Source organism: Candidatus Thermoplasmatota archaeon, assembly GCA_038884455.1.
Taxonomy (GTDB): Archaea; Thermoplasmatota; E2; order DHVEG-1; family DHVEG-1; genus JAWABU01.
This window is the reverse complement of the sequence record JAWABU010000009.1, coordinates 1-24,806: the sequence shown is the minus strand read 5'-3', so window position 1 is coordinate 24,806 and position 24,806 is coordinate 1. Positions and strand designations below refer to the sequence as shown.

General features: G+C 35.0%; 35 protein-coding genes. 1 reads left to right on the top strand and 34 read right to left on the bottom strand.

What is annotated here, in order from left to right:
* Positions 1-41 precede the first annotated feature (41 nt).
* The 29 genes from QXL17_02805 to QXL17_02665 form a co-directional block, all read right to left on the bottom strand.
* A complete protein-coding gene (locus tag QXL17_02805) occupies positions 42-230 on the bottom strand; it encodes a hypothetical protein (protein ID MEM4258067.1) in 189 nt (62 codons plus the stop codon).
* Positions 231-318: 88 nt separating this feature from the next.
* Positions 319-498, bottom strand: a complete 180-nt coding sequence (locus QXL17_02800) for a hypothetical protein (protein MEM4258066.1) — start codon at positions 496-498, stop codon at positions 319-321.
* Between the two features lie 42 nt (positions 499-540).
* Entirely contained in the window at positions 541-975 is a 435-nt protein-coding gene (locus QXL17_02795; GenBank protein MEM4258065.1) for a hypothetical protein, read from the bottom strand.
* A 98-nt stretch (positions 976-1,073) separates the two neighbouring features.
* Complete coding sequence (locus tag QXL17_02790) at positions 1,074-2,342, bottom strand: hypothetical protein (GenBank protein ID MEM4258064.1); 1,269 nt, start codon at positions 2,340-2,342, stop codon at positions 1,074-1,076.
* A gap of 57 nt (positions 2,343-2,399) precedes the next feature.
* A complete protein-coding gene (locus QXL17_02785) occupies positions 2,400-3,005 on the bottom strand; it encodes a hypothetical protein (protein MEM4258063.1) in 606 nt (201 codons plus the stop codon).
* A gap of 21 nt (positions 3,006-3,026) precedes the next feature.
* On the bottom strand, positions 3,027-4,121 hold the full coding sequence (locus tag QXL17_02780; GenBank protein MEM4258062.1) for a hypothetical protein: 1,095 nt from the start codon (positions 4,119-4,121) through the stop codon (positions 3,027-3,029).
* Positions 4,121-4,327 carry a hypothetical protein gene (locus QXL17_02775; GenBank protein ID MEM4258061.1) on the bottom strand — a complete coding sequence of 69 codons (207 nt, stop codon included), beginning with the start codon at positions 4,325-4,327 and terminating at the stop codon, positions 4,121-4,123. Before QXL17_02775 ends, QXL17_02780 begins: the two co-directional genes overlap by 1 nt.
* Positions 4,328-4,366: 39 nt before the next feature.
* Entirely contained in the window at positions 4,367-5,395 is a 1,029-nt protein-coding gene (locus QXL17_02770) for a hypothetical protein (GenBank protein ID MEM4258060.1), read from the bottom strand.
* A 41-nt stretch (positions 5,396-5,436) separates the two neighbouring features.
* Entirely contained in the window at positions 5,437-6,063 is a 627-nt protein-coding gene (locus tag QXL17_02765) for a 6-carboxytetrahydropterin synthase (GenBank protein MEM4258059.1), read from the bottom strand.
* A gap of 428 nt (positions 6,064-6,491) precedes the next feature.
* The gene (locus QXL17_02760; protein ID MEM4258058.1) at positions 6,492-6,914 is read right to left on the bottom strand and encodes an NUDIX hydrolase; all 423 of its coding nucleotides are present in this window, start codon (positions 6,912-6,914) and stop codon (positions 6,492-6,494) included.
* 11 nt (positions 6,915-6,925) lie between these two features.
* Positions 6,926-8,047 carry an alanine dehydrogenase gene (gene ald, locus QXL17_02755; GenBank protein MEM4258057.1) on the bottom strand — a complete coding sequence of 374 codons (1,122 nt, stop codon included), beginning with the start codon at positions 8,045-8,047 and terminating at the stop codon, positions 6,926-6,928.
* Positions 8,048-8,201: 154 nt separating this feature from the next.
* Positions 8,202-9,086: a hypothetical protein gene (locus tag QXL17_02750; GenBank protein ID MEM4258056.1), complete on the bottom strand. Its 885-nt coding sequence runs from the start codon at positions 9,084-9,086 to the stop codon at positions 8,202-8,204.
* Between the two features lie 180 nt (positions 9,087-9,266).
* Positions 9,267-9,749 (bottom strand): hypothetical protein, encoded by a 483-nt coding sequence (locus tag QXL17_02745; protein ID MEM4258055.1) that lies wholly within the window; start codon positions 9,747-9,749, stop codon positions 9,267-9,269.
* A 92-nt stretch (positions 9,750-9,841) separates the two neighbouring features.
* Positions 9,842-10,186 (bottom strand): DUF3135 domain-containing protein, encoded by a 345-nt coding sequence (locus QXL17_02740; GenBank protein MEM4258054.1) that lies wholly within the window; start codon positions 10,184-10,186, stop codon positions 9,842-9,844.
* Between the two features lie 289 nt (positions 10,187-10,475).
* Positions 10,476-10,931 carry a phosphoribosyltransferase family protein gene (locus tag QXL17_02735; protein ID MEM4258053.1) on the bottom strand — a complete coding sequence of 152 codons (456 nt, stop codon included), beginning with the start codon at positions 10,929-10,931 and terminating at the stop codon, positions 10,476-10,478.
* On the bottom strand, positions 10,932-11,543 hold the full coding sequence (locus tag QXL17_02730) for an exonuclease domain-containing protein (GenBank protein MEM4258052.1): 612 nt from the start codon (positions 11,541-11,543) through the stop codon (positions 10,932-10,934).
* A complete protein-coding gene (locus QXL17_02725; GenBank protein ID MEM4258051.1) occupies positions 11,533-11,736 on the bottom strand; it encodes a hypothetical protein in 204 nt (67 codons plus the stop codon). Before QXL17_02725 ends, QXL17_02730 begins: the two co-directional genes overlap by 11 nt.
* Positions 11,736-12,263 (bottom strand): hypothetical protein, encoded by a 528-nt coding sequence (locus tag QXL17_02720; protein MEM4258050.1) that lies wholly within the window; start codon positions 12,261-12,263, stop codon positions 11,736-11,738. The genes QXL17_02725 and QXL17_02720 overlap by 1 nt, the downstream gene beginning before the upstream one ends.
* 546 nt (positions 12,264-12,809) lie before the next feature.
* A complete protein-coding gene (locus QXL17_02715) occupies positions 12,810-13,493 on the bottom strand; it encodes a hypothetical protein (GenBank protein MEM4258049.1) in 684 nt (227 codons plus the stop codon).
* Positions 13,494-13,648: 155 nt separating this feature from the next.
* On the bottom strand, positions 13,649-14,044 hold the full coding sequence (locus QXL17_02710) for a hypothetical protein (GenBank protein MEM4258048.1): 396 nt from the start codon (positions 14,042-14,044) through the stop codon (positions 13,649-13,651).
* A gap of 146 nt (positions 14,045-14,190) precedes the next feature.
* Entirely contained in the window at positions 14,191-15,123 is a 933-nt protein-coding gene (locus QXL17_02705) for a hypothetical protein (GenBank protein MEM4258047.1), read from the bottom strand.
* 224 nt (positions 15,124-15,347) lie between these two features.
* Positions 15,348-15,968, bottom strand: a complete 621-nt coding sequence (locus QXL17_02700; GenBank protein ID MEM4258046.1) for a superoxide dismutase — start codon at positions 15,966-15,968, stop codon at positions 15,348-15,350.
* Between the two features lie 271 nt (positions 15,969-16,239).
* Positions 16,240-16,434, bottom strand: a complete 195-nt coding sequence (locus QXL17_02695) for a hypothetical protein (GenBank protein ID MEM4258045.1) — start codon at positions 16,432-16,434, stop codon at positions 16,240-16,242.
* A 4-nt stretch (positions 16,435-16,438) separates the two neighbouring features.
* Complete coding sequence (locus tag QXL17_02690) at positions 16,439-17,449, bottom strand: GTP cyclohydrolase, FolE2/MptA family (protein MEM4258044.1); 1,011 nt, start codon at positions 17,447-17,449, stop codon at positions 16,439-16,441.
* A gap of 51 nt (positions 17,450-17,500) precedes the next feature.
* Complete coding sequence (locus tag QXL17_02685) at positions 17,501-18,094, bottom strand: AAA family ATPase (protein ID MEM4258043.1); 594 nt, start codon at positions 18,092-18,094, stop codon at positions 17,501-17,503.
* Between the two features lie 13 nt (positions 18,095-18,107).
* On the bottom strand, positions 18,108-18,761 hold the full coding sequence (locus tag QXL17_02680) for a hypothetical protein (protein ID MEM4258042.1): 654 nt from the start codon (positions 18,759-18,761) through the stop codon (positions 18,108-18,110).
* A gap of 87 nt (positions 18,762-18,848) precedes the next feature.
* Complete coding sequence (locus QXL17_02675; protein MEM4258041.1) at positions 18,849-19,124, bottom strand: hypothetical protein; 276 nt, start codon at positions 19,122-19,124, stop codon at positions 18,849-18,851.
* Positions 19,125-19,128: 4 nt separating this feature from the next.
* Positions 19,129-19,380: a hypothetical protein gene (locus QXL17_02670; GenBank protein ID MEM4258040.1), complete on the bottom strand. Its 252-nt coding sequence runs from the start codon at positions 19,378-19,380 to the stop codon at positions 19,129-19,131.
* A 56-nt stretch (positions 19,381-19,436) separates the two neighbouring features.
* Positions 19,437-20,015 carry a hypothetical protein gene (locus QXL17_02665; protein MEM4258039.1) on the bottom strand — a complete coding sequence of 193 codons (579 nt, stop codon included), beginning with the start codon at positions 20,013-20,015 and terminating at the stop codon, positions 19,437-19,439.
* Between the two features lie 96 nt (positions 20,016-20,111).
* On the opposite strand from QXL17_02665, the gene QXL17_02660 reads away from it, so the two are divergent.
* A complete protein-coding gene (locus tag QXL17_02660) occupies positions 20,112-20,582 on the top strand; it encodes a hypothetical protein (protein MEM4258038.1) in 471 nt (156 codons plus the stop codon).
* 122 nt (positions 20,583-20,704) lie between these two features.
* Here QXL17_02660 and QXL17_02655 read toward each other — a convergent pair whose 3' ends face one another.
* The 5 genes from QXL17_02655 to QXL17_02635 form a co-directional block, all read right to left on the bottom strand.
* Positions 20,705-21,130, bottom strand: coding sequence for a hypothetical protein (locus QXL17_02655; GenBank protein ID MEM4258037.1), 426 nt, complete (start codon positions 21,128-21,130; stop codon positions 20,705-20,707).
* 72 nt (positions 21,131-21,202) lie between these two features.
* Positions 21,203-21,775: a hypothetical protein gene (locus QXL17_02650; GenBank protein ID MEM4258036.1), complete on the bottom strand. Its 573-nt coding sequence runs from the start codon at positions 21,773-21,775 to the stop codon at positions 21,203-21,205.
* 328 nt (positions 21,776-22,103) lie between these two features.
* Positions 22,104-22,490: a hypothetical protein gene (locus QXL17_02645; protein ID MEM4258035.1), complete on the bottom strand. Its 387-nt coding sequence runs from the start codon at positions 22,488-22,490 to the stop codon at positions 22,104-22,106.
* Positions 22,491-24,485, bottom strand: a complete 1,995-nt coding sequence (locus QXL17_02640) for a hypothetical protein (GenBank protein MEM4258034.1) — start codon at positions 24,483-24,485, stop codon at positions 22,491-22,493.
* Between the two features lie 12 nt (positions 24,486-24,497).
* Positions 24,498-24,806: hypothetical protein (locus QXL17_02635; protein MEM4258033.1), on the bottom strand; the 309-nt coding region annotated here is incomplete at its 5' end.

Genomic DNA, 24,806 nt, shown 5'->3' with positions numbered 1-24,806 from the left:
CTGATATTATACTTATTGATGGTATCACAAAAATCAAAGTTTTAGATATTTAACGAGGTATTTTTACACCAAAGAAGCTGCTGCACTTCGTCTTTTAACACTGCAATAAGATTATCATCATCTAAATCAATACTCAAATTATTTTTGATACAAACAATCGCATCTTTAACTGCTGACGGAAGTACTTTTTTTGCTAATAGTAGAGATGCTGTCGCCGCTGGGGGACTCATCTTCACTCATTATATATTAGAATCTACCATTACTTCTGGTATTATACCACTTTCCAGTCGATGTAACAAAATTTCAGACTCAAAGTTTTTAATCAAAAAATTTCAAAGTTTTTATCAAAACCCATTCTTCGGCAGCAGAACGAGTTACGAATTCTCGTGTTTCTTCTACGTTATTCAACGTTATAGTTGCTGTAACTGTTTCACCATCTATACATTGAACGCAGTACAAAAAACCATTGATTTTACCAGTTTGAATGAACTTTTTCATAAACCTTTCATCGGATTGTAATGAATTGTCGGACTAATTACTTCATATCAATAACAGCTTTTGGAATAAATTCCATTGTTCAATTATTCGACCAGACTTATTAAAGTATTCTTGACTAAGAACCGTTCCAGTACTTGGACAGTGCCCCTTAGATACGGGATACGTTGTACTCACAATACCATTAGCATACAGATTAATTGATTCGACTTCAACAAAATGAACATCCCAATATGTTACCTGCATTCCACCCCAATCATATGTTGGCATACCAAACAAACTTCCGTTTTGATGTGCGTACGTAGCAAGTGGGTCACCAATATGTGGTTGACCATACGGCTCTCGTAGGTTAACTCGTTTAATTCCCATCACGTTTAACTGATGAAGTGTTTTGTATAAATCACCAGAAGCAACTGTTTCAGGACAAAGAACAATGTTAATCTTTAGATCACTAAGGTTGTTTAACGTGTCAAGTGTCAAGAGCCATCATGTGTTGACCAATACAAAAGTAACAAGCACGGTTGCACGGTCCACTAAGGTGGATATTACCAAACCAATGGCTAAAATTTCCGGTTGAGTTAAGACAGCCCATCTGTCAACTCCTTAGTAACTTTAACACGCTTGAGCACAGTTTGTTTCCAGTTTTGATACTCATTATGTTCTTTAACTATACCCTTAATTTGATATTTCATTCCTTCTTTCATATTCGATTCGCTGTGTGCAAACCAAACAAGTGTGTGGCCTGAATCGTCGAGCATTTTGTGCAAACACACCGTTCCATAGAAACTATCAATATAAGACATACGAATAACTGTGACAGTTGTTTCTATTTTTTCATTGACTGTTCCAACATATTCGTTAATTTTGTTTTGCGTTTTGTTTAGACGAAGCTTTTCTGTTGCTCGCTGATATGCTGCTATAATGGAACAAGCATAACCAAACAACTTCATTGTTATTTGTCCTGCTTTAGCAATTGCGATAAGATTATGCATATACTCATTTGATGGTTTCTGTTGTTCAAGCCACGCAAGTGCTGCAGCAGTTTCAGCTTTATCTTCTTCTGGACGGAACTTGATTTTTTCACGAAGCGTTTGAATTCGATCATGATTATAACTGTTTGTTGGTGCAAAAAGGTCTGCAACTATATCTGCAGTCGCGGTTTTTCCTATTTCATCAGCTAAAGATCTAGAAATCCACCCATATGTACGGATCACAGCAACAGTATTTGCTAATACTTCTTTAAGATTAAAGCACCAATCTTGGCGATCACCACGATTCCAGAATTCGTTTTCCTCTTTTTCGAGATTTTCTGAAAGATCATTAAAAAATGAAAAATACGCAACAATACCGTTCGGGTCATAACCAAGAAAATCACGCAGGCAATTTCGTCCAACTTGCTTATATGTATGGTGATCATTTTCAAGTACAAAGGTGTCTTTACGAAAACGCTCCTTCCCGCAATGTTCACAAATTGGTGCTTTCTCGAAAAAGATTTTTGGAATAGTGTAACCAGGAGCCGTGTCTACAATCACGGACCCTGGTAGAGAATGATGATCGAGTTTACCGATAAAAGTCCAACCAGCAATTTTTGGAGCTTGACCCTTAATTGAGAGTTCAATATATTCAACTTTTGGGGCTTCGTTGTAGGAAATTGTACCAATATCTACTGCTTCCTGATATCCACGCACAACTTCTAGTTTACGTGAGTGTTCAACAAGCGTAACTGGAGGGAACCCAAGTTTTGCACCACGCTTATTCAGCTTATCTAAGCGATTTTGCAGCGAGCCAAGCAGTGACACTGGAATAAAGTAGGTTTGTTTGGTCTCGATAATTTGGTTTTGTTCCATAGCAATTCCCAGTTGTAATGAGAAAAGCATACCCCAGAACCGATAAAGGGTCAACAATTAGTACATATCTGATAGATCAACGTTTTTTGCAAGCAAATTAAGTTGTTCTGCAGATAGTCTAACCACACCGTTTTTTGCAAGCTTTTTGAAGTCAGACATTTTAAAAATAATCATACGTCTATCATCAATATCTACTATGTGTAGGTATTCTGCTGATCCAAGTAACCAATCCTTTTTAAGTTCGATTGTATTTCCTCTAAATTGACCTGTTTTAACTTGTATGCTTTGTTCTTTTCCAGTAGCGTCTTTTGTATAATAATCTATAGCCCGTTTAACGTTATCTTCATGCGAATCATGAACGTTCCTTACATACTGACAGCGGTGATAATCATACGCCATTGAAATTTGTTCTGAAATAAACCCTATAAGACTGTGCTTGTACCCATGACGAATATTAAAACGACTAAATTCCATATTCCGTAATGCAGCTTCGTTTTCCTTTTTAAATTTTCCAGCTGATTCGGCCCCATCAATATATTCAAAAAATTCTTTTATAGTTTCAAAATGTTCTTGGGGTAAACAATATTTTGATTTAAGAATTTTTGTTAAAATATAGACAACACGATTCCGATAACCAATATAGGTATTTTCTTCTACTCTCATTTTTCTCCCATTAAAGAATTTTTATTTTGCAAACTCGTCAATCATTTTATTTTCAGATGGTTGTTTCATTATACTTCCATCAGGAAATGTCACATTATGAAATGTAGTTGGAAAGCGATAAAATGGTTTGTGGTATTTTGAATAAGACATAACAACTTTATTATTAACGGTAAAACTTGAACCATCTTTAAATTCAAAGCTAAGTGTTCCTTCAACCGTGCCACGTGAAGAATCGGCACTGACAACTGTTGCGCTTTTCATGTTATTTTTCTTTGTAATAATTTCTGATAACTTACCTGTATTTTTATCGATGAAGTTGTTCATCATGTCATCTGTTATCTTTTTTGCTTCTTTGTCAAGTAATTCTTTGTAATTGCTTTTTGCTTTCATGTCAGAATCTAAAATAATAACTGCTATTTGGTAACCAATCGGATCTTTTACAAATAAGCGCATTTTTGATTCTTTAGGATTTTCTTTAATTTTGTTAAGCACATTTTCACCAACTCTATGTAACCACTTTTTATTGGCCTCCAACGCATCACTGTACACTTTTTGTGTAATCTGTGTTAATAGTTCTTTGATGCGTTTGACGTCATCATGGGAAGCAATTTTTTCTCTGTACTTAGTTTCTTTCTCTTCCCTTTTAACTTCATCACGAACCTTCTTAACAACTTTTGTTTTGAGGTAAGCCATTGCTGCCGCTAATGGCTTAGCGTGAACAATAAACTTTTTAATGGTATCAACAACGTCGTGTTTTGATTTAATTTTTGCTAGTTTCTTTTCAAGAGAGATAATTGTGTGGAGTTCGGGGTGAATGTACCACAGATGTTCTTTTATATCCCCCGGTAAAGACTCATATTTACCTGCATAAAAGAATGGTTCAGCAACCGTTCTTTTCATAGTCTCGTCAAGAACATCATTCAAAGTGCGTTTAAGCCACTGAAACTCAGGATTAATGATTTCGTCTGCTGCAAGAGCTTTGTTTAATTTTTCAATAGCATTTGAAAAATACATTCTTTTCCTTTCATCAAGATGTTTGGAAAAATAATCAATATCGTCTTGAGAAATAGACATTGGTGCTTCAATGATAATTTCTAAAATTTCTAGAATTTTCATTAAGCTGTTTTCCTAAGTTTAAGATGGAAGCGTTCAAAAATTGTGCAGGGAATAGGACAAATTTTATCTTTAATCTCTAATGTAGACAACTCTTTGATAAAGTAATCGTAAGTTAAAGGATGCAACTTGGCGCCGTTCGCCAAATAAAATTGAATTGTATCAACAGATACCTTCTTTTGAAAGGTACCATATTTTTGTACCTTCATACACTACATCCTTTAAGTATTTCATATTACTTATTCCTTTCACTTAACTTGATATTTTTTCTTATACATATCAACAAGTTCGTTTACAACTTTTGCTTTTTCTTTTAGAGAAGCAGTTTCAAAGCCAGCAACATCATCAAGTACTTGATGTGCTTTATCTGTAATATCATAACTTTTAACTTTTTCAAAATCTTTGAGTAAGTCGCGCATGACCTCAACAAGTTCGTGTTTTTGAGAAATTGTTAAATGTGTTTTTTGGTACCCTTCTCTAACGGGATAATCTTTTCTAAACTTTTTTTCATTAACATCTTTTTCGTGCTTCTTTTTAAATTCTTTTGCAGCCTGTTTAGGTAAAGTTGATTCGTCACCCATCATCTCTTCGGGACACTCTTCTTCGTCTTCTTCCCTTCTCATCTTTTTGAGAGGTTTCTTTTGTTTTGTCTCATGTTCTTCCATGTGCTCTTCAAATTCATCAACAGAAACTCGAGCCTTGCAAACTGGGCAGGAAAGTACACGTGTTTCTTCATCTTCTTCTTTTGGAAGAATCTCTTCAATTTCGCTCTCGTTGAAGCCCAGATTCTTAAGAGCCTTCTCTGCATCTTTGAAACTGATAAGACCTGCTTTGTGATCTTTTACAACCTTTCTACCTTTTTTGGCAGTAAGACCCATTGTATGCTCTTCGTTTTCTTCTTTCTTTTTCATCTTTGTTGGGCAACCATTCTTTTCTGTGATTGTTTTGTCAGCGGAAAATGTTTCGCCAAATTTTAGTGCTTCGTATGCTAGTTCGTTTGTTTCTTTAGCAACAGCCATATAATCATCTTTTGAAATACCAATTTCTTCAAAGAAAGATTCATTCCCAAGCCATTCCTTATCTTTATCGTATCCTAGCTTTTCAAATTTTTGAACAAGTACTTTACAACGTGGTGTATCTTTACGTTCAAAAAAATCACGAATTGCATCAATAGATGCATCAATACCTAGTTTTTTAAGCTTATTTTGAACCTTCGTGTATACTTTTCCATGACCAACGGCCATCTCATTAAGAAGTTTGATTAATTGAAATTCCATTGTGAATCTCCTGCTCTAGTGTAGGAGTATTTATATGTTAACTAAGCAAAATAGGAAGATCGACTTTTTGGTGTTTCAAACCAGTCTATGCGTGAAACTTGCACATTTATTAGTGACATTTTGGCTTGGGCACATTCAAACAGCCATTTGCAAAGGTTTTCTGAAGTAGGAACAAAATTTACAAGGAAAAATCCTTCGTAAAACTCTTTCTCCGGACCTTCCATATCTTTTGTGTCTAATGCGTAGCCAGTAAGATGGTTTGTTCCCGGTATCAACACTGGTATCGCGCTAATGAGTACAGCTTGGTAGTTAAGTTTGCTCTTTTGAGCAAGACCCAACAACGGTTTCTGTCCCTCTACGTCAAAAATTGGTTCCGCGTTAATAATGCTTGAAAAGTATGGGTCATTTAAGTCGAGAATGAACTTATGATCAACGTTGTTATCAAGAAAATCCTTGAGCCATCCAAGATGTTTGAAATCAGTGACCATACCTTGTTTATTTAATTCTGACGATTCAAGAAATACGTGAACAAGACCCTCATGACCGTGGAGGTGGCGACATTTTGTTTTGGTATCACCCTTAGCGCAAAATTCCTGTTCAAGTTTTTGAACCCACACACGGTGTCCATAACAAAAACTAAACTGTTTATCAATCATCCACTTGTTCATTTTTTTTTCTCCCTCGTGTATATCTTCATGTAATTATGATCTAATATTTTTTATTTCATTAGGCGGTTGACATGTACATTTATCATCATCACAATATACAAAACGAAATTTTGTTTGTTTTCAGTGACTTCTTTCATTGTAATAGCTACCATCGTTAACAAACGACATTAGTAACTCTCGCGTTTATTTCTTTTTTGTTGAAATTTGTGGATAATCACAACCGTGTTGCATAATGTTAATACTTTATTGCATAGTTAATACTTTTAACATACGTTGTAACATCAACACCATAAAAAGACATCTGCTTTCATAAGGCTACTCCAGTAAAACTAAAAGTTCATAATATTGATTATATTCAAGAATCCGTTCATCACCAAGATTGATATAAGCGTCAACAACAAGTTGAACAATTAATTCGCTGCTATTTTTCATGTCATCCCTTCTAACAATTCTATTAAATTCATTGCAGACATCACCACTGCCCTGTGGATATCTCTGCCTTTTCTCTGAAATTCCTCGCATGTCATCCAACGCGTTTCGGCTGTTTCAAAGTGAGGTGTATCAAATCGATTTTTATCAGCAACTTTTGCAAGAAAAAAAGTTGTTCTTCCGAGAAAAACACCAAAATTTACAAAAGATAATGTATTATCTGGTCTTAATCCTAATTCTTCGTACCCTTCACGAATTGCTGTTTGTTCGGCCGTTTCGTCGTCTTCAATTCTTCCCTTTGCTATTTGAAACGCATCACCACCATAAAAAGTATTTGATGGTTTCATAAAAAGCATCTTAACAACTCCATCTTCAATATAATATGGAATTACTGCAGCTCTAAAGATTAACTGTTTTGTCATATTTTTATTTTTTATACACAAAGTAATGAAATAGGATCTACATAAACACCATTTTCAAGCGTGGCGGCAATATACTTGTTTGTAGTATTTCCCTTAAATACATGAAGACCATTACAAACATCTTTATCTTCCTTACACGCTTGTACAATTCCTTTGTTGGCAATATCCAAAACGTACGGCAACAAAAAATTATTTAGTGCGTATGTTGATGTAAACGGAACATCACCAGGCATATTTGGTACACAGTAATGTATTACCCCGTGTTTAATAAATGTTGGTTCTGATAATGTTGTTACTCTTGATGTTTCAAAACAACCACCTTGGTCTATAGCAACATCAACAATAACAGAGCCTCTTTTCATTTTTTTAACCAATTCTTCGCTGACTACTTTGGTTGTTAAGGCACCAGCAACATGTGTTGCACCAATAGCTATATCAGCAGTTGTAAGTTCATACTCAAGTACTTCGTTTGTTAAAAACGAGATATCCACTCGATCTCCAAATTTAGATTTTACCCGTTTTAATGATTCTTCCCTGTTATCAATAATGATAACAGCTGCACCCATACCAACAGCAATTTCTGCAGCATTTGTTCCAACAGTACCACCACCAAGAACTACAACCTTTGCTGGTGGTACTATTCCCGGAACTCCTGAAATTAAAAGTCCCCTTCCCCCCTTAGAACATTGTAATAAATGTGCCCCAATTTGTGTTGCCATTCTTCCAGCAACAACTGACATTGGGCAAAGAAGCGGATTTCCGTTTTTGGAAGTAATCGTTTCAAATGCTACTCCAATAACTTTTTTATCAAGAAGTACTCTTGTCAATGCAGGGTTTGGAGCAAGATGCAAATAACAAAAAATAATTTGATTTTCTTTAAACAAAGATGCTTCTATAAGTGAAGGTTCTTTCACTTTAACAATCATATCTGATTCGGTTATAACCTCTTTTGCTGTGTCAACAACAATTGCACCTACTTTTTGGTATTGTTCTCCTGAGATACCCACGCCTTCACCTGCGTCATGTTGCACAAAGACAACATGACCAGCGTTAACTAATTGGTGCACACTTTCGGGTGTTAATCCTACTCTACGTTCTCCATTTTTTGTTTCTTTGAGTAAACCTATTCTCATGCGTTCCCCTCACCGTTGTTATAAATGGAACTGCACATATTCAGTGTGAGTTTTTATGTTTCATATCGTATACAAAACTACAAATAAATTCAACAAAAACTAACGGCTTTAATTAAAGGTCATTACAAAACACGTCGAGGTTGAAGAGTGTACTCTAAGTTCCAGGTCCGTTATTAAACACACTGTTTTGGACACGATGACAATAGATGTATCCACGATCAATGCACATTCTCGCAACTTGAGCTGCAATTTCTTTTTGTTGTTCTTCTAAACAAGCGACAGGCATAATATATACCTCAACGTCTTGCTTAATGCCCGCACTATAATATGCTTGCATAGCCTTTTCAACTTCATCAAAGTCACTTTCTGTTGGAGCACACACAAACTTGAAATACTGTTCAAAAATACCATTTCCACCATTAAACATCTGCATAGCGGCTATTTCAGGTCTAATTGCATCTTCCCATTTTTCGCCACTACGGCTTAATTTTGGACTATTGCTCCAAGTAACTTTTGCGTGACGAGAAAGAGCCCAATTAAAAAGTTGTTCAATGTATTTTTCTTTTAGAGGGACAGAACAATTTGTTTCAATAAGGACGTGTTTAACATTTTTAAATTGTTCTGTGTTAAGAAGTTCAGGCCAGAACTTGATACGTAGTGTTGGTTCACCTCCTGTTAAAGATAAAATCACGTGCTGGCCTGTTCTTGGATTTATCCAAGAATTATATGGTAATACTTTGATTACTTCGTTAGCAAGTTCATTTTCATTTCCGGTATGCCACAAGTGTGAGAATTTTTCATCCCAAGAATAAATGCTGTCACAGCCTGTATGAATTGGTGGAAGATTTTCGAGGGACCAAACTGTTCTTGGGTCAAAACCAAGAATTTTTGCACTTGTTGTATCAACGTTGTTTGGATTGTTAAATCCACGACATTGAAAATTACATCGCGAAAAACGAATATACACAGTAGGCCATCCAGTGTATTTCGCTTCGCCTTCAACACTCATAAAGGTTTCCGACCATTCATATCTTGCCATATTTTCTCCTAACGATTTTTTATAGTATTTTAATTCAAAATATTACAAACGAAAGGGGCCTATGTACATAGGCCCCTTTCTGAAACAACCGAGACGATACTCATATTTCTGCTATAGTGCACATCAAGAAATAGCTGTTGTATTGTTGTATTGTTGTATGGTTGTATGGTTGTTTGCTTTCTAGTTAGTTTCACGCCAAACCATTAGCGACTTCGTGGCCTTGTCCTTTTTTACCCGAACAACACCCAATCCCGTTTTATCAAAACGCTTACTTTGACGCAAAACGGCCATTGAAATATTATGTTGCTTTACAAACTGCTCTGCATGAACTGGTGAAGAAGGAATTGCTGTAAAAGCTTGTTGAATTTTGTCTCCCTTGCGCCCACGTTTTTTTGCAACTTGTGTACGCTTGTTTGCTGTTTCAGGACGTGTGTGGTGGGATACATTTGTACCATTTTTTTCAAAAATATTTGAATACTTCGCGAGATCAATGTCTTTTGATGGTGTTAGAGTACCAGCTTGGCGCATTTCTTGGGCTGTTTTAAGCTCAGCACTTGAAACACCAAACGCTGCACACACTTGTTCGTCTGTTGGGTTAAATTTATCAATGATGGCTAAGCGTTGATTCCAAGTTAATGATTCTACAGATTTTGATTTACTCATTTCGTTCTCCTTTAAGGTATTAGATTAATAATTTTATGAATTTAGGAGATATATCTCCAATCTGGGTACTATATCAAAAATATGTGCCTTAGTCAACAAGGGGGTTTAGCTTTGTTGAACTCTGATAGATTTATTACTTTTGCAGAATTACTAACGCTTTTATTATGCGAAATATTTCCGTGCAAACTTTCGTTAAAAATTTTAACTTGTTTCCAAAACATGACTTGTATTTGGTTAAATCGTTCCATATTATTTTTAATTCTATCGAGTCGCATATTAGCAGCGTTTATTTGTGCTAGGATTTTATGTGCCTTTTCATGATCATACGGGTACCATTGATTTACTGTGTTTTCCAATATTAAATTTCTTTGGCGCTCAAACTCTTTTGGATCCTTTTTGAACAGGTCAAGCCAATAATCAAATGAATATTCCAACATTATATTACCATTTATCCAATGGACAAGAAGTTTTTTTAAATGTAATTTTTAATTTAATTACACATCCGCACAATGTACATGTATTTAACATTTGGTTTTGATATTCACATTCGTTGCATACATTTTCACGATTTGTTTGTGTCTGTTTATCAGCAAGTTCAAGATTGCCTGAAATGGCATCCTTAATAACATCCGAAATACTATAATTATTGCTCATTTTTTTAAATAATTTCAACCATTTGACTGTAAAACAGATTTAGTTTTAATCCGCACGTTAATATTGCGCTGCTTATTGCTTTTCCCAAGGAAAGCAAATCCAACCTGTGTCTTCGTATATCATTTGCCAATACCAGTCAGGAGCAAACAAATGATTTGTTTTATGCTCTTTGTAGTATAGAACTGCGGTATGTATAACAACTTTTTTCAGTGTGTAATATTTAAAAATCTCTGCTAATGTTTTACCCGAATCAGCAATATCATCAACAAAAACATAACTCTTTCTTGGTGAGAGATCGGGTAAAATATTTTCATGATTTTTGTTATCACCAACACCTTCTTTAGAAGAATAGTGAACGGTTAACATAGGTACATTTAGAATGTGTGAAATTATAACCGCAGGAAACAGTCCACCTCTAGCCAGACCAATTATATAATCCACTTTTGGTAAGTTTTGTTTAATTTGATTTGAAAGATTAATACAACCGTCGTGTATTTGATCATACGTTGGATTAGTTAAAATTTCCATTTATTCTCCTAAAAATGAATTGCATAGTTTTCTCACGGTTTTAACAAAATCTAAAGACGCTTGAGCATCAGCTAAAGCATTGTGTTTATTACGTTTTATACCAATTAAGTCAAATGCATCGTCAGAATTAAAACAACCAAACGTTGCAAACGCAATGCTTGAAGTATCTATAAATCTATTGCCTGTTGGGAACATAATTCCAAATGGTTCAAGTAGATTACGCATAAACCAAATGTCAAACGTTGCTACATTATGTCCAAGACAACGAACGTTTCGTTGATAACTAAAATCACTTTTTGGATTCCAGTGTCTATATATTAAATTTCCGATTTCTGCTGCAGCCTCTTCCTTCGTTAATCCATTCTTTTCTAAATGATCTCGCGACAGACCGTGTATTTTTTCAGCTTCATCTGACCATTGACTTTTTCCGTCCCATTTAATTTCAACATACAGTTTTTCAATTGGTGTAAACGTTTCTGCGTCAGCAACGATTAATCCCCACGAAATTGACTGAAAACCAATAGATGGGTCAACGGTATTGTAATTCATACCGCTTGTTTCACAGTCTTTTGCCAGCACTTTATCAAAGTATCCGCGTGGTTTATCCACCATTTACGTTCTCTTCCATAATAAACATACGATTTTTGATAGTATGATTCAGAAGTAAATCCATACCCAATCGGTATGCTGCATCAATAATTTCTTGATCTTCTTTTTTATTTGAACTTGATTCAATAAATTTTTGATTAGCTAAGCAGTTAAGCAAGTGCTCAAAAAAATTAACATCAATTTCTATTGTTTTCATTATTTTTTCTCCATATAATGCGTTCCTTGGTTATGATTCCATCCGCCAGCATACCTTAGAGCATTTTCTGATTCTACAAAAATAACTTGTCCCACTCTTGTGCCCGGCGCAATGTAGGCTGCACCACTGCGATTATGAATAACAAAACCAATGTGTCCCCTAAAGCCACTATCATATAAACCAGACGTAATAAAAAGACCATTGCGGTTTAAAGTAGAGCGAACAACCAAGTAAGCAGCCACTCCGTCTGGAATTTCAACATACATATTAGACATTCCATCATACACAGAATTAGCTTCAAGTTTCCAGAAATCACCAACGAAAAAATTACTTGGATTGCTGATTATTAGTGCTTCTGTTCCGTTTCTCATTTCTTTACCAGATTCACTAATATAAAATTCTGCCCAATCATTAACTTTGTAAAGTTTATCAAGTGTAAAGTCAATAGCATTTGGTTGAATATTCTTTTGTTCTATATTGCCTTTAATCCAACCTTTTTCTATAGCAATTTTTGGATTTATAAACATAATTATTTTTCTCCTTATATTTGTCTGTCCAGCCAAGCGTTCTTTAAATTGTGATATTACATTTAATACATGTAGTGCGTTGATAATCAGTAAGTCCAAACGTATATGGTTTAGACCATACTGTCCATTTATGGTAACAACGATTAAATAAAAATCCTAATATTGATTTTATTATTAACATCTTATTTTTTCTATCTTATAAATTGACCATATTAGTGTGTTGTTCCTAAGACGGAAACAAAAATATCGTAGGAAATATTCTTGATACAATCAATACAATATTCCAACCAACGAAAAATCCCGACATATAAATCCAAGGCCTGTTTTTATTGCGAATTGAATCTAAAAGCCAAATTGAATTACCAGTAAAATACGCAATCCACGGTAAAGTAGATTTAGCAGCAATCGTAGGACTTAACATCATAACTGTTGCAGCAATATAACATCCATTTGCAGCCCATTTAACATTCTCCCACGCTCGTGGATCAGTATACACAAAAATACACAACTTTTTGACTACTTCTATGCTTCGTTTTATTATCTTAATTAATCTTGGGCATACCATGCTTTTGTATTCTGTTGTGTATTAAATAAATCGAGGGTCATTAACAAGTTGTTTCTGATGCGTTCGTGCGTTGCTTCGTCTTTCGAAAATTTAAGACCAAAATCAACGGACAACTTTAATTTCGAAACCATTTGATAACTATCTGCTTCTTTCGTGTAAGCATGTCCTAAAATGGCAGCCCATACAGGACCTGACGAATCGACTGTATCTAAAGCACCCATACGAATTAGTGTCGGAATTTCAAGTGCAGGACCCGCATTTAAACCGAGATAGTGATGATGTTTATCAAAATTAAAAATACCTAAGTCAATAAGAATCTGCGTTATTACAACACGCGCATATGCTGGATTACAATACGGAATAGCATTTGGTATTCCAAGAATGGACATACCAATAATATCGATATCAGGATTTGTTGCAGCCCATTTATATGTTTCAATGTAGTCTTTTAAATCTCCTTCTTTAGATTGTGGTACAAAAAAAGTTTTAAATCCAAAATCTCTAAATTGGGGAATAAATTTAATTGCTGCATCAATAGTTTTTTGTCCTGGTTGAAACGGATAGTCAGGAAGAACTATTGCGTGAGCACCACACTTTTGTCCCAATTCAATTAACTTATTTGGAGCATATGGTTCTTTCAACTCATACGCGCTATTATCCATCATTATTAGGTCTCCGAATAAAGAGCGCTGTTTATAAAACTCAGCATATTTCTCGTTATGATCAACTAAATGAGCTAACACAAGGTGTGTTTTGGACCATGCTGCGTAGTCGAGATATGATACGGGTGTAATGAAACAAAAAGATGGATTGCTAAATTTCATTTCGATGTCCTATTGTTAAATACAAAATCTGTTCTAATTAGCATCATGTTCATAATTTTTTGTTTTTTATCGGTTGTATATGATATGACTGGGCTTAATCTTAAATTCTCAATATTTTTAATAACTTCTTGTCCTTCAGGTGTTGAAAGTATACTAACCTCAGCCATTAAATGATTTCCCTCAAGGAATATACTATCTGTTGTGTGTGAAATTGAATTAAGAGGCATATCTACACTATATGTTGCTAAATTCTTAACATATAAGCCATATCTTTTATGTAATGGTGTACTATTATATTGTTTAACCATTTTAAGTACTTCCTCATACGGATAAATTTTTCCGGTATATGGCGAAGTTTTGTCACATATCAATAATGGTTCGGTTAATTTCATAAAATTCTCCAATATTTTATCTGACTTATGGTGGTGTTCTGTGGATCTGTGTGGGCTACTATATGATGAGCAAAAAACGGTCATTGTGGTCTATAGCGGCTAGACCACGTTTTTACACTCTCCTATAAATTCACTCAAATCCATAGTTATTCGTAATTTTTAACAATTGCGCCACCTTCACCATCTTCGTTTACTTCACATTCGTATAATTTAAATCTAGTAACGATTTCATCAGCTAACATTTCACAACTTTTATCATTAAAAAATAAACATTTGTATTGCTCATTATAGTAGTTATCATATAAATATTGCCGGATATCGTGAGCCGCTTGGATAAATTCTATATCTCTATCCGAATGTGTTACATATGCTTTTCCAATCACGTTGAATATGTGGCGATGGTATTGCCTTAGATATGATACTTCTTCTATAGGACACTCAGCCCATCGGTGTATTCCTTCGACTGAAAGGCGAATGATTACTCTTGTTCGTGGTTCAGGTTTTCTCTGTTTACTAATTAATTCACACAAATCTACAAATTCTTCTTGATTGTAAGAGTTTTTCATTAAATTAACTTTTTTGTGAAGCCACTGGACATTCCCCTCTATATACCCAAGGTTGTTATCAATCCTGTCCAAAGATGCTGTTTGTGTTACAGATTTTTCGTCTTGTCTATAATGAGTACTGTATTGTGGATCAAGGGTAATATCCATGCCACTAAGAGCACATTTGCGGTTTTGATCATTATAAAGAGCCCAAAGATATTCTAACGATACATTAAATTCTAAATTTCTTTCCCTTGCACCAAGTTGAACGGAGTTGACATAAGATGCTGAAAGATCTCCTATTCCTTTATACTTCTGTTCACCACCACACTGCACACAACCTTTTGTGTCGCCCCTACATAGAGCAGAAATTGTTCTTCCAGCAATAACTCCATGAGGACATCGTACTAATACTCCTTTACAATACCGTGTAGGAGTAGTAGATGTTGGATAAATATATCTAATGGTGTTATCTATTACTTCCCAGTCACCAAACTTATCACCTATATTTGGTAAGTTGTATTTAACTTCCATAGTATTCTCCTGCTTTTAAGTAGTTTACATAATGAAGATAAACAAGACAAGGGTTATATTTCATTTTTGACTTTATGGACATCTAGAAAGTCATGGTATACAAAACAAGGTACCCATTCTCTTAAGTCAGAACGAGTGTATCTGTTGATACAATTTGCGCATCCAGGCGAAATTTCGGTTGTACCGAGTTGATAATTAGCACATCGTTTTGTAAAGCCAGTGATTTAATTGCCGTGTATTGTTAGGTTATTCTCGTAATTTTCGGATGCAAACTTCCAATTTGCTATGAACCAGAAGTTTTTAAGGTATTCAGTACGGTTATGTTGGTATGTTGGATAATATGCATGTTCCCAAACATCGCAAACCAATAAAGGAACATAAGAATAATGCACAATCGGTGTATCAGCATCGTGTGTTGTTTGTATACTTAGCGTTTTCTTTTCTTTGTGCATAACCAACCAGACCCATCCTGAACCAAAGTGATTAATTCCAGCTTCTTCAAATTGTTCCTTTAAATCCTTCAGTGATTTAAAACTTTTTTCAATTTGGCGTTGAAACCGAAACGAAGGTTTCGTTTCATTGGGGGTCATACTCTTCCAAAAAAATTCATGGTTCCAGACTTGCGCAGCCATATTGAATACCGCTGTATCACCAATTGCTGCATTTGCTGATGAATCTTTAACCAACCTTTCTAACGAACTGTATTTGTCGATCCGTTTTGCTAGTTCGTTTAGTTTCTTAATATATCCTTTGTAATGTTTTGAATAATGAAGATCTAAATTTGCTGAACTTATTGTTGGCTCAAGCGCATTGAATGCATAGGGTAGTTTTATTGGTTTAAACATACTGAATCCTTTGTTTGTGGCAAGGCAATTTTTTGTAGCACTTCTTCCATATACTTATGGTAAAATTCTTTTGCTACCTTTTTTGTGGTGGTTATTGTATCATTATATTTTTTGCAAATATAAACTCTGTGCTTAAAAATAATTCCGCTAAACTCTGTTGAATAACAATCGTCGTATATTACCCACATGGGTTTGAATAAAATTCCTGAAATATGACATTTTTTGCAACCGCAGTGTTTAAAAACAGGAAAGTGTGTGTTTACAATAGTATTCATGTAATACCAAGTTCCTTTTTTAGCTGTTCCACAAGTTCCTTTTTTCCTAAACTTTCGTAATAGCTCATCTGATCTTCTTTATACTGTATCACGTATTCTATAGCTTCTATGCGTGTAATACCGAATTGATTTATTAAAGCTTTGATGAACTCCTCTTCACCAAGAGTAAATGTTACTTTACCCTTATTCATTTAATTACCTCAATCCCCCAGGAACTCCCTTTGAAACTACAGCTGTCGCGGACCAAGGATGGAGGGATTCAAGATGTTCTGTCACGATGCTAAAATCTAAAATCTTACCCTCATTAAACCAGTTATCAAGACCCTCATATAAGAGGCGAGCTGCATCCTCAGTGAAGAGGAGATTTGATCCGTTTAATTCAGCAAACGCTTGCTCGTCTCTGCGTTTGCAAATAACAACGACTTCAGTTGGTACTTGTTTACGACACAGTTCAACAACGTCTTCAATATAAACCACATTTTTTGGGTCAAATTGAACTGTAATACGACCGATGCTACGCTGTGAATGTCCGTTTGCAGCCTTACCGCGCTTTTGCATAGCGTCTTGTGCTAATTCAAAAGAACAAGGACACGTTGAAGAATATATGTATTCTACCGTTAGAAAAAACTTATACTGATCACCATGTTTCTGACCTTCAAGAATGCAATCATAAAAAATAAAACCTTTCATTTTTTCATGACTTAGTTTTACACCTTCTACAACTTTAAAAACTTCACTTTCGGGTGCATTAACTGGTAATTCTTCACGAGTACGAAGTGCTTCTTGAGTCCAAGGGTACTTGAATCTCATTTTGCAATAAAGATGTGTTGAGCCTTGTTTTTGTTGTAATTTATCAAGAATGTTTGTCAAACCTTCGATTGACATGTGGTTTGCAATTTCTTCATGCATCGCAATAGGAAAACGTGACAAGTTTAATCCTTTCGCGTTTGGATTATCTAATGATCCATAGAGAGAAACTTTCGTATGTAACTTCTCGATAGTTCCATCTCGCCGAATAAATTTAACAGGTAAATCAACACCTGTAACACCTACTTTATCGAGTTTAACTGCAGCACCTGGAATGAACGGATCAATTTGTGGATCTGGCAAATCTTTGTCGTCAGGATAAAATTCTTGATCATATTTAAAATCAAGATGTGGCATGTGTTCTGAATAATCATTATGTCTGAACTTGTTTTCTGGCATTGGCTTTCCTTACTTTTTTGTACTATTACTTTTATACTATTATATTATATTTTATTTGGAAGAATGTGTCAATATAAGATTATGATTTAATTTGTCAAAAATTATATTAACCCTATCTTCAATCGTTGGAGTATCAATTACGGTTAAATGATAAGGTTCAATATTTTCTTTGTAAAAAGAGAGCATTGTTGTATCGACTAATTTGCTATAATATTTACTATGTCCTCTTACTCCGTCTTTTTCTATTTGAAAATGTCCAGCTTTTATAAAAAAATTATGGATATAACTGCCTTTGGTGCGGGCCAAACAACGAGAACAATACTCATCAAGCCATTCAGCATATTCATTGTGCTTTCCAAACGTAATAATGGCATAAACCATGAGATCAATGTATGTGCGTTCGGTAAAACAAATTTCTTTGTTATCGTAGTATGTTAATTCATCATACCATTTACGTTTTAAAATTTCTTCTTGAAATTTGACAGCAAGAGCCAGATCTGTGTTTACTTCTTCAAGGGTCACGTTCCAATCTTGCAAAATAGATCGTGACGTTTTACGTTCAACAACAGGAAAACCACGTTGCTTTAATTCATTAATTATAGTTGTTTTTCCTGCTCCTTGGGAACCAGAAATAGATATTAGCATATTTAATATTTCTCTATCTATTTAACTTGTTTATAAAATTAATAGTTTTAGAACTTAAATATTGTTCCAAGTGTGGTGCAACACAAATCTTAAATTCAGGATATTTAAACTTTATCGTTTTCAGATGCCTATATACCGTTTTTTGAAAATCATACTTAGACAGCTGACCACATATCGTTAACGTTTTATTATTATAGTCATTTAAAAACTCGTGCGTTAACCGAACTTTTATTCCATCAAAATAACACATGCACAATCCAATATCAAAAAATTTTGTGACATACTCAATTGGTGGTACTTTAACTGTAATTAATTGAATTATGTCAAAATCCTTTTCAATTGTCCACACATCCGTTATCATGTTTGTAACCGTGTTTGTAGCTGTGTTTCTAGTTGTGTTTGTGTAATTATACGTGGTCGCATCGTTTTGTTTCAAAGTAAATTCTTCATTATGTGGGATTATGCCCATTTTTTTAATAGTTTCACTAATATTTGCTGAAACATAAGGTGTTTCATTTGAAATTTTGGGATCAAAAAGAAAAATATCAACATCTTTATACTTTTTCTTACAAAAAGTGTCTCGAATTATACCACCAGCTATCACCGCCGATTTCCACCCAGCGTTGTGAATATTTTTCAGTAATTCAATGTGTTGCTTTTTAAGCATATTAGTGTTTGTTAATAAAATATATTTCGTTTACTTTAAAAGTTATTGGTTGCCCAAATTCATATCGTTGCTGTGTGCTGTAACATTTTATTTTGTTTTTTTAGTTAAACGGTTAAATGCAACCAATAATTCGAGTAATTTATCGTTGTTACGGCAGAGCTTTTTATAATACAAATCTTTTTTTGGTTTTGTTTTTGCATCTTTAATTTTTTGTTGCAGATCTTTTGATATTTTCACAATTTCGTTAATTTCCTGACCAAGGATGTCTTTCAAAGTTAATTTTTTAGAATCTTCTTGTTCTAAGTTCAAACTATTCGACTCTGTGTTGTCTGTGGTTATTTCCATTTCAGTATTTTTTATCATTGGTTTATCTATTTTTCTTAGGATCATTTTCTTTATTTTTAATGTAAAAGTAAAGCTGATTTATTCCTCGTTGAAGTTGATTAACTAAAGGTAAATTTTTAATTTCGTTAGCGGTATTTAACCGTTCTTGGAGAACTCTCATTTGTTCATAAAGTTGATGAATTGACATTGACTTCCACGTATTGGCGTCTATCATCAATATCTTTTTTTCAGATATTGGCGTAACGTTATCTCGAACGTCAATTGGTTTTTTCATAATTTTTTCCTTAAAGTAATTATAAGGAAAAGAACTATAAAGTCAACAAGTAAAGATTATTGTGGAAGACCAGTTACTTTTAATAATTGAGCATTTCCAAGTGTTGTTATTTCGTAGTATTGACTACCATCTGCGGATTTTGTTTTATTCGGAGGTATGTCGGTTCCCGCAAGAATATCCTTACGTATCTTAACTTCATCTTGTAAACTATTACCTGTGTTATAAATCCATAATTCTTCAAATGTTCCTTCTGGTGTTCTTCGCTTGTACACTAATTTGGCTTTTTTCACTTGTCTTAAAATACCCTGTTTGTTTGGATCTTCTTCTGTAGGTTCCTTTTCTACCTTTGTAACAATTGTTTGTTTGTCTGACGTTTCTTTTTTGTTTTGATTAAAAGGATTTGGTGTTTTTTCACCAGCACCCTTAATATCTACGATTTCTTCGCTTTCTTCTTTTGAGAGAAAAGATTCGCCGACACCATTAGCGTCACCACCATCTGTTGTTTCTGTGTTTTGGTACATTAACCCACCGTAAAAGCGACCTTTGTGTGTCTTTTTGTTGAGACGTTTGCGTGTTTTTGATGACATTTCATCATCTAAGTACTTGACGTAATCTTTAAACGAAAGAGGTTTCATGCTTTGATTCCCTTCTTATTTGATATATTTATATTGGTTTGATGTTATTTTTTGCTAATAAATAACCATGAAATAAATTTTGTAGATAATTATTATATGGTAACCAAGAAAAGAACAAAACAACCAACAAAGAAAAACAAAATTTCTCCACTAATTATAGAATCACACCCAAAAGATTATAACGGGTACCCATTTATTACACTTATTCAATACAGAAAACAGCATGTTTTAGCAATTATTGATAATATTGATAATAAATGTATTAAAGCATATGTTCTTGATATGTGTGGCCCCGAGAATATCAACGAAACAGAAATAATTACGCTGGTAGAACAGTGGTATAAAAATAACAGTAAACAATACCCGCTTTCAATTGAATTTTCTAAATGTGGATTAACACAACAGATGTCAAAAATCTACAAAAGCTTTAACATTGAATACGTATCAAGAGTTATAGGTCCAGTTTTCAAGTTTCCTATGAACCACATTAAAAGTATAAAGCGTCGCCGCAGAAAATCAATACCTACGGGTATTAAAGTTGTGTACAACAATACTGTTATTTCTTAATCCAATCTTCGAGGTTTCCGCCAAACCAATAAGCCAATGTAGCAGCAATGACCATTTCGTCTGTCTTAGGCTCTGTTGTTCTAACATATGTACGAAGAACAACTTCTTTTCATCGCCACTATCTAGTGCTGAAGTTTATTACTAACTTCACTAGAAAGTATACGATCAGCCAATTCTTGTGATTTGATCGCAAGGTCTTTCTTTTTGCCTTCATAAAGAGCAAGTTTTCTTAAAAGTGAAAAAGATTCTGTTTTCTCTTTATCTCCAAAGGCTAATTTTTCACCATCAGGCGTTAAAGAACCTGTATCGTCAATAATATTTTCTTCTTTCGCTACTACTTTACCTTCGTCGGTAAGTTCTGCTGACTTGTCTTCTTGAAAAGAAATTAATCCCATGTTAACCAACATATCACGAGCTGCAACAAGGTTACGACCTTCAGAAATGTCTTCTGCGGCAATCTTAGCTGTTGGAGCTGCTACAATTTTTGCCATAACTTGTTTTTGTGTGTCAGTCAAACGAATATTTTTAATAAATTTTTCCCTTAACATTAATATCTCCCATTTTGTACATTTTATTAAAATACTGTGTTACTTATAATATTTATTAAAATACAGTGTTACTTATAAAATTCCGCCTTTAAACAAATGAAGTTGTAATACTATTGTCATTGCATAAGCTATAGAATGGCTTTTTTTAAACCAAATAACAGATTCTTTTGGTTTCATATATAGCTCTTTTCGAGCAAACTCTCTGTTTTTAATATAAATTGGAAGCAGGTAACGTTTTCCGGGTCTAATTAACGCAATACAATCAGCAAGTTCTTGAATAGAACGTGGTTTGATTTGACTAATTATGTCAAAATGTTTGTGTAACTGAAAGAGTTGTTCCACAACCTCTCGTTTCTCAAGAAGAGACCAATCAGGGTCAGTCTTGAGTAATGTTCGAATTTCATTTTTATTTTTGAAATAATCTAAAAGCGACAAATGAAGAAAATCTATCTTGAAATAACCCAGTTTTTCTGCTTCTTCGTAAGGAATTGCAGCAAGTTGTGTAATCTTATCTTTTGAAATATTCTGGAAATACACGCCACATGGGTGTTTGACTAGCTCCCCATTTTTGAGCATAGAAGCCTGAACAACATCAAAGTGGCTGTTCGGATCGAAATTGGTTGGGAGATCTAGATCAATATCCATACAGGAACTTTAGAACAAAAAGAAAACCGATTCAACAAGAAAGACACTGGGAAAGATGCGAACCTCTCCAACGTTCATCATAGCTAGGGTTCTTATCATTACTTGTCTCGCTCGTTTATAGTAAGCGTACCAAGTTGCTTGCGCTTGAGTGGTTGTCTACGTTTTAACCCACTCTCCCTCAATGATTACCCTGTTTGTGACTAATTGTACTCCCCAACGTAGCTTATATGGGAATGCCATTGGGAATGCCATGGCCCCGAAGAACGGGCCTTATCGTGCCACAGTGACAAAGATAAAAGCTTTCAAGTAGTATTATACACTTCGACAACTATAGAGAGTTAAGAGCCTCGGTGTAATATTGTTTAATTGTGTTTACGTCTTTAATGTTACTTGTTTTTCGAATTTCACTTTTACCCTTTAATCGAACTCTCTCGATTTTGACCATGTGCTTTATCCATTCGCTTCGTTGTTGGAGTATGTTGTTAGCAACATCGCGCGGGTGCATACCTGTAGCATCAACTTCTGCAGCAATAAAGGGATAAAAAGTTAAATCAATTGGACAATTATCAATAACGTAATCAAGAGCTTCATTTGCTTTTTCGATATAAACCTGTTCTTGACCGTATACTTCAGTTATATATTTGAGCCGTATAGTGCCAGCAGTTATATCGATTTCGGCTAGGGCTCGGTGTTTGGCTTCTTCTAAAGGAGTCATTTATCCACAAAGATATATGCAAGCAATCTGTTTAAAGGAATTGTCATTTGCTGACCAATTTACACTTTCTCGGGCGCGTGCTACTGTATAGTTATGGTATACATCATCAGGTTGCTTCATACCTTTACCGGGTACAGATGAGGTACATATATAATCGCCTATTTCTATATTACCACCTTCTTTACATACATTAATTTGCCCTTCACCAATAGCGTTAAAAGTAATTAGTTTATATTGTGACATTAATTCTTCATAATTATCAATAGGCATAAAAGTGAGACTTCCTTCAAGCCAAATTGTTTTGTTGGTCAAAGCAGATGGTATATTCATTTCAGTTAAATCTCTAATTGAAACCAACACACCAACAGCTCTTTTATCTTTTGAACTGGTGCTTATTTGATTTTCAAAAATACAATTTGAAATATTTGATTTATGAACAACGTTTGTGTCAATGACAATATCACCTGGGACACCATTAAAATCTGAAGTTACAAGGCCGTCGTGAGCCCCTGTAAAGGGACCATAGTTTGTACCGCCGCCACTAGCATAAAAATCATACGAAGCACCTGCTCCTTCGATAGCAATTGAAATTCCGCTTGATCCGTACACACATCGACTAGTAGCGCTGGAACTATAGAAACTGTGAGCGGTTGAGCCCGATGCAATAGCTAAATTGCACGAACGCGACCCTCCCCCTCCAAGAGCGTATAATGCTGAACCAGCGGATCCACCATTAAATGCAGACACACCATATAAACCATAAGTTGACCCCGAGACGCCAACACCTGTGTTTGATTGACCATGTACACCGTATCCACTAGCAGACATACCAACCACGCCTTGTCCAGAACCAGCACAGTAACCAAACACACCATTACCGGTACCACCAGGATCAGTATTATATCCTAAAATACTCGTTCCTGTTCCTGACGCTTCAGCAAATATAGCATCACCGGCACCAGAATGATTTCGAACGTACATAGTATAACCCGTGGAAGTGTTATTGAAGGATGTTAGAAAACCTGTATAATTTCCGGAAATCCCCAATGCCGAAGTTCCGCTAGTGTTGATGGATAACATTCCCGACATACTGTCACCAGCTTTATTAACAGGTGTGTATCCAAGATTGTTTTGTTTTGTTGCCAATCCAGTATCTACATATTGTTTTGTAGCAGCATGCAACGCAGTTGTTGGATTTGCATTTAAAGTTAAAAACCCGGTCATTGTATCACCGGAAATGTTAACATAGCGATTATCTGTATATGCTAAATCTAACGAGACAAGGTCAGCGGCAACAGAAATACCTGTGCCAGCTCCTACGTTTAACGTATTTCCACTATATGAAAGACCGTTACCTGCATTAACTGCACCAGGTCCTGAAACTTCATACCATACGTCAGTTCCTGCATTGTATAAATACGTATGACTATTATGATTTGAGTTTGACGCACTACACAAAACGGTAATACCTGTACCTACAGGATCACCTTCAGGTGTACTCCAGCTTCCAGCCAGTGTAGGATTACCGCCTGTATATTGAAGTAGATCATTTTTTTGAAATCCCATTCCGGTTATTGTTCCGTCGGGTGTTCCGTGTTCACCAGCTATTATAAATCTATCACCAACTGTCAAATTTTTAATTAAAATCCAATCTGTTCCAGCATTATTACGTGTTAAAATATCACCTGAAACTACGCCACTCACACTACCCCAAATTTGAGGATATGAACCACCATAAGCAATGTAAACTGTGTCAGCGGCCGGAGATCCAGGAACCGATGGAGCAATACCGACCAAATCAGGATCTACAATCGGGTTTCTCCATGTTGTGCTTGAAGTAACTAACGCATCAACATATGCTTTGTTTGTTGCATCTGTGGCAACCGTTGGTGGAACAGCACCAATAGGTAATTTTCCACTTTCATCAAAAACTGGAATTTTTCCGGTGGTAGTACCTGTATCAATTTGTACCGATGTTATTTTTTCCTGTGCCATTTTATCCTCTCATTACTTCATGTGATAGACTTCAACCTGGGTATTTAAAGCCAAACCAGGTGAAAATGTGATTGATGTTGAGCTTGTCTCAGTATAATTACCATTAGGTGGATATACTTGTTTAACACCATTAACAAATACCATTAATCTGTAAGAACCTGGTGTGTACGTTATTGTTGTTAAGTTGAAAACTGTTTGTCCAGCCCCTGAAGAAAAATATTCATAGTCGGGCGACACACCATTGTCCACATATTGTTTTGTTGCAGCGTGTAATGCATTTGTCGGATCTGCATTTAAAGTTAAAAAGCCAGTCATTGTATC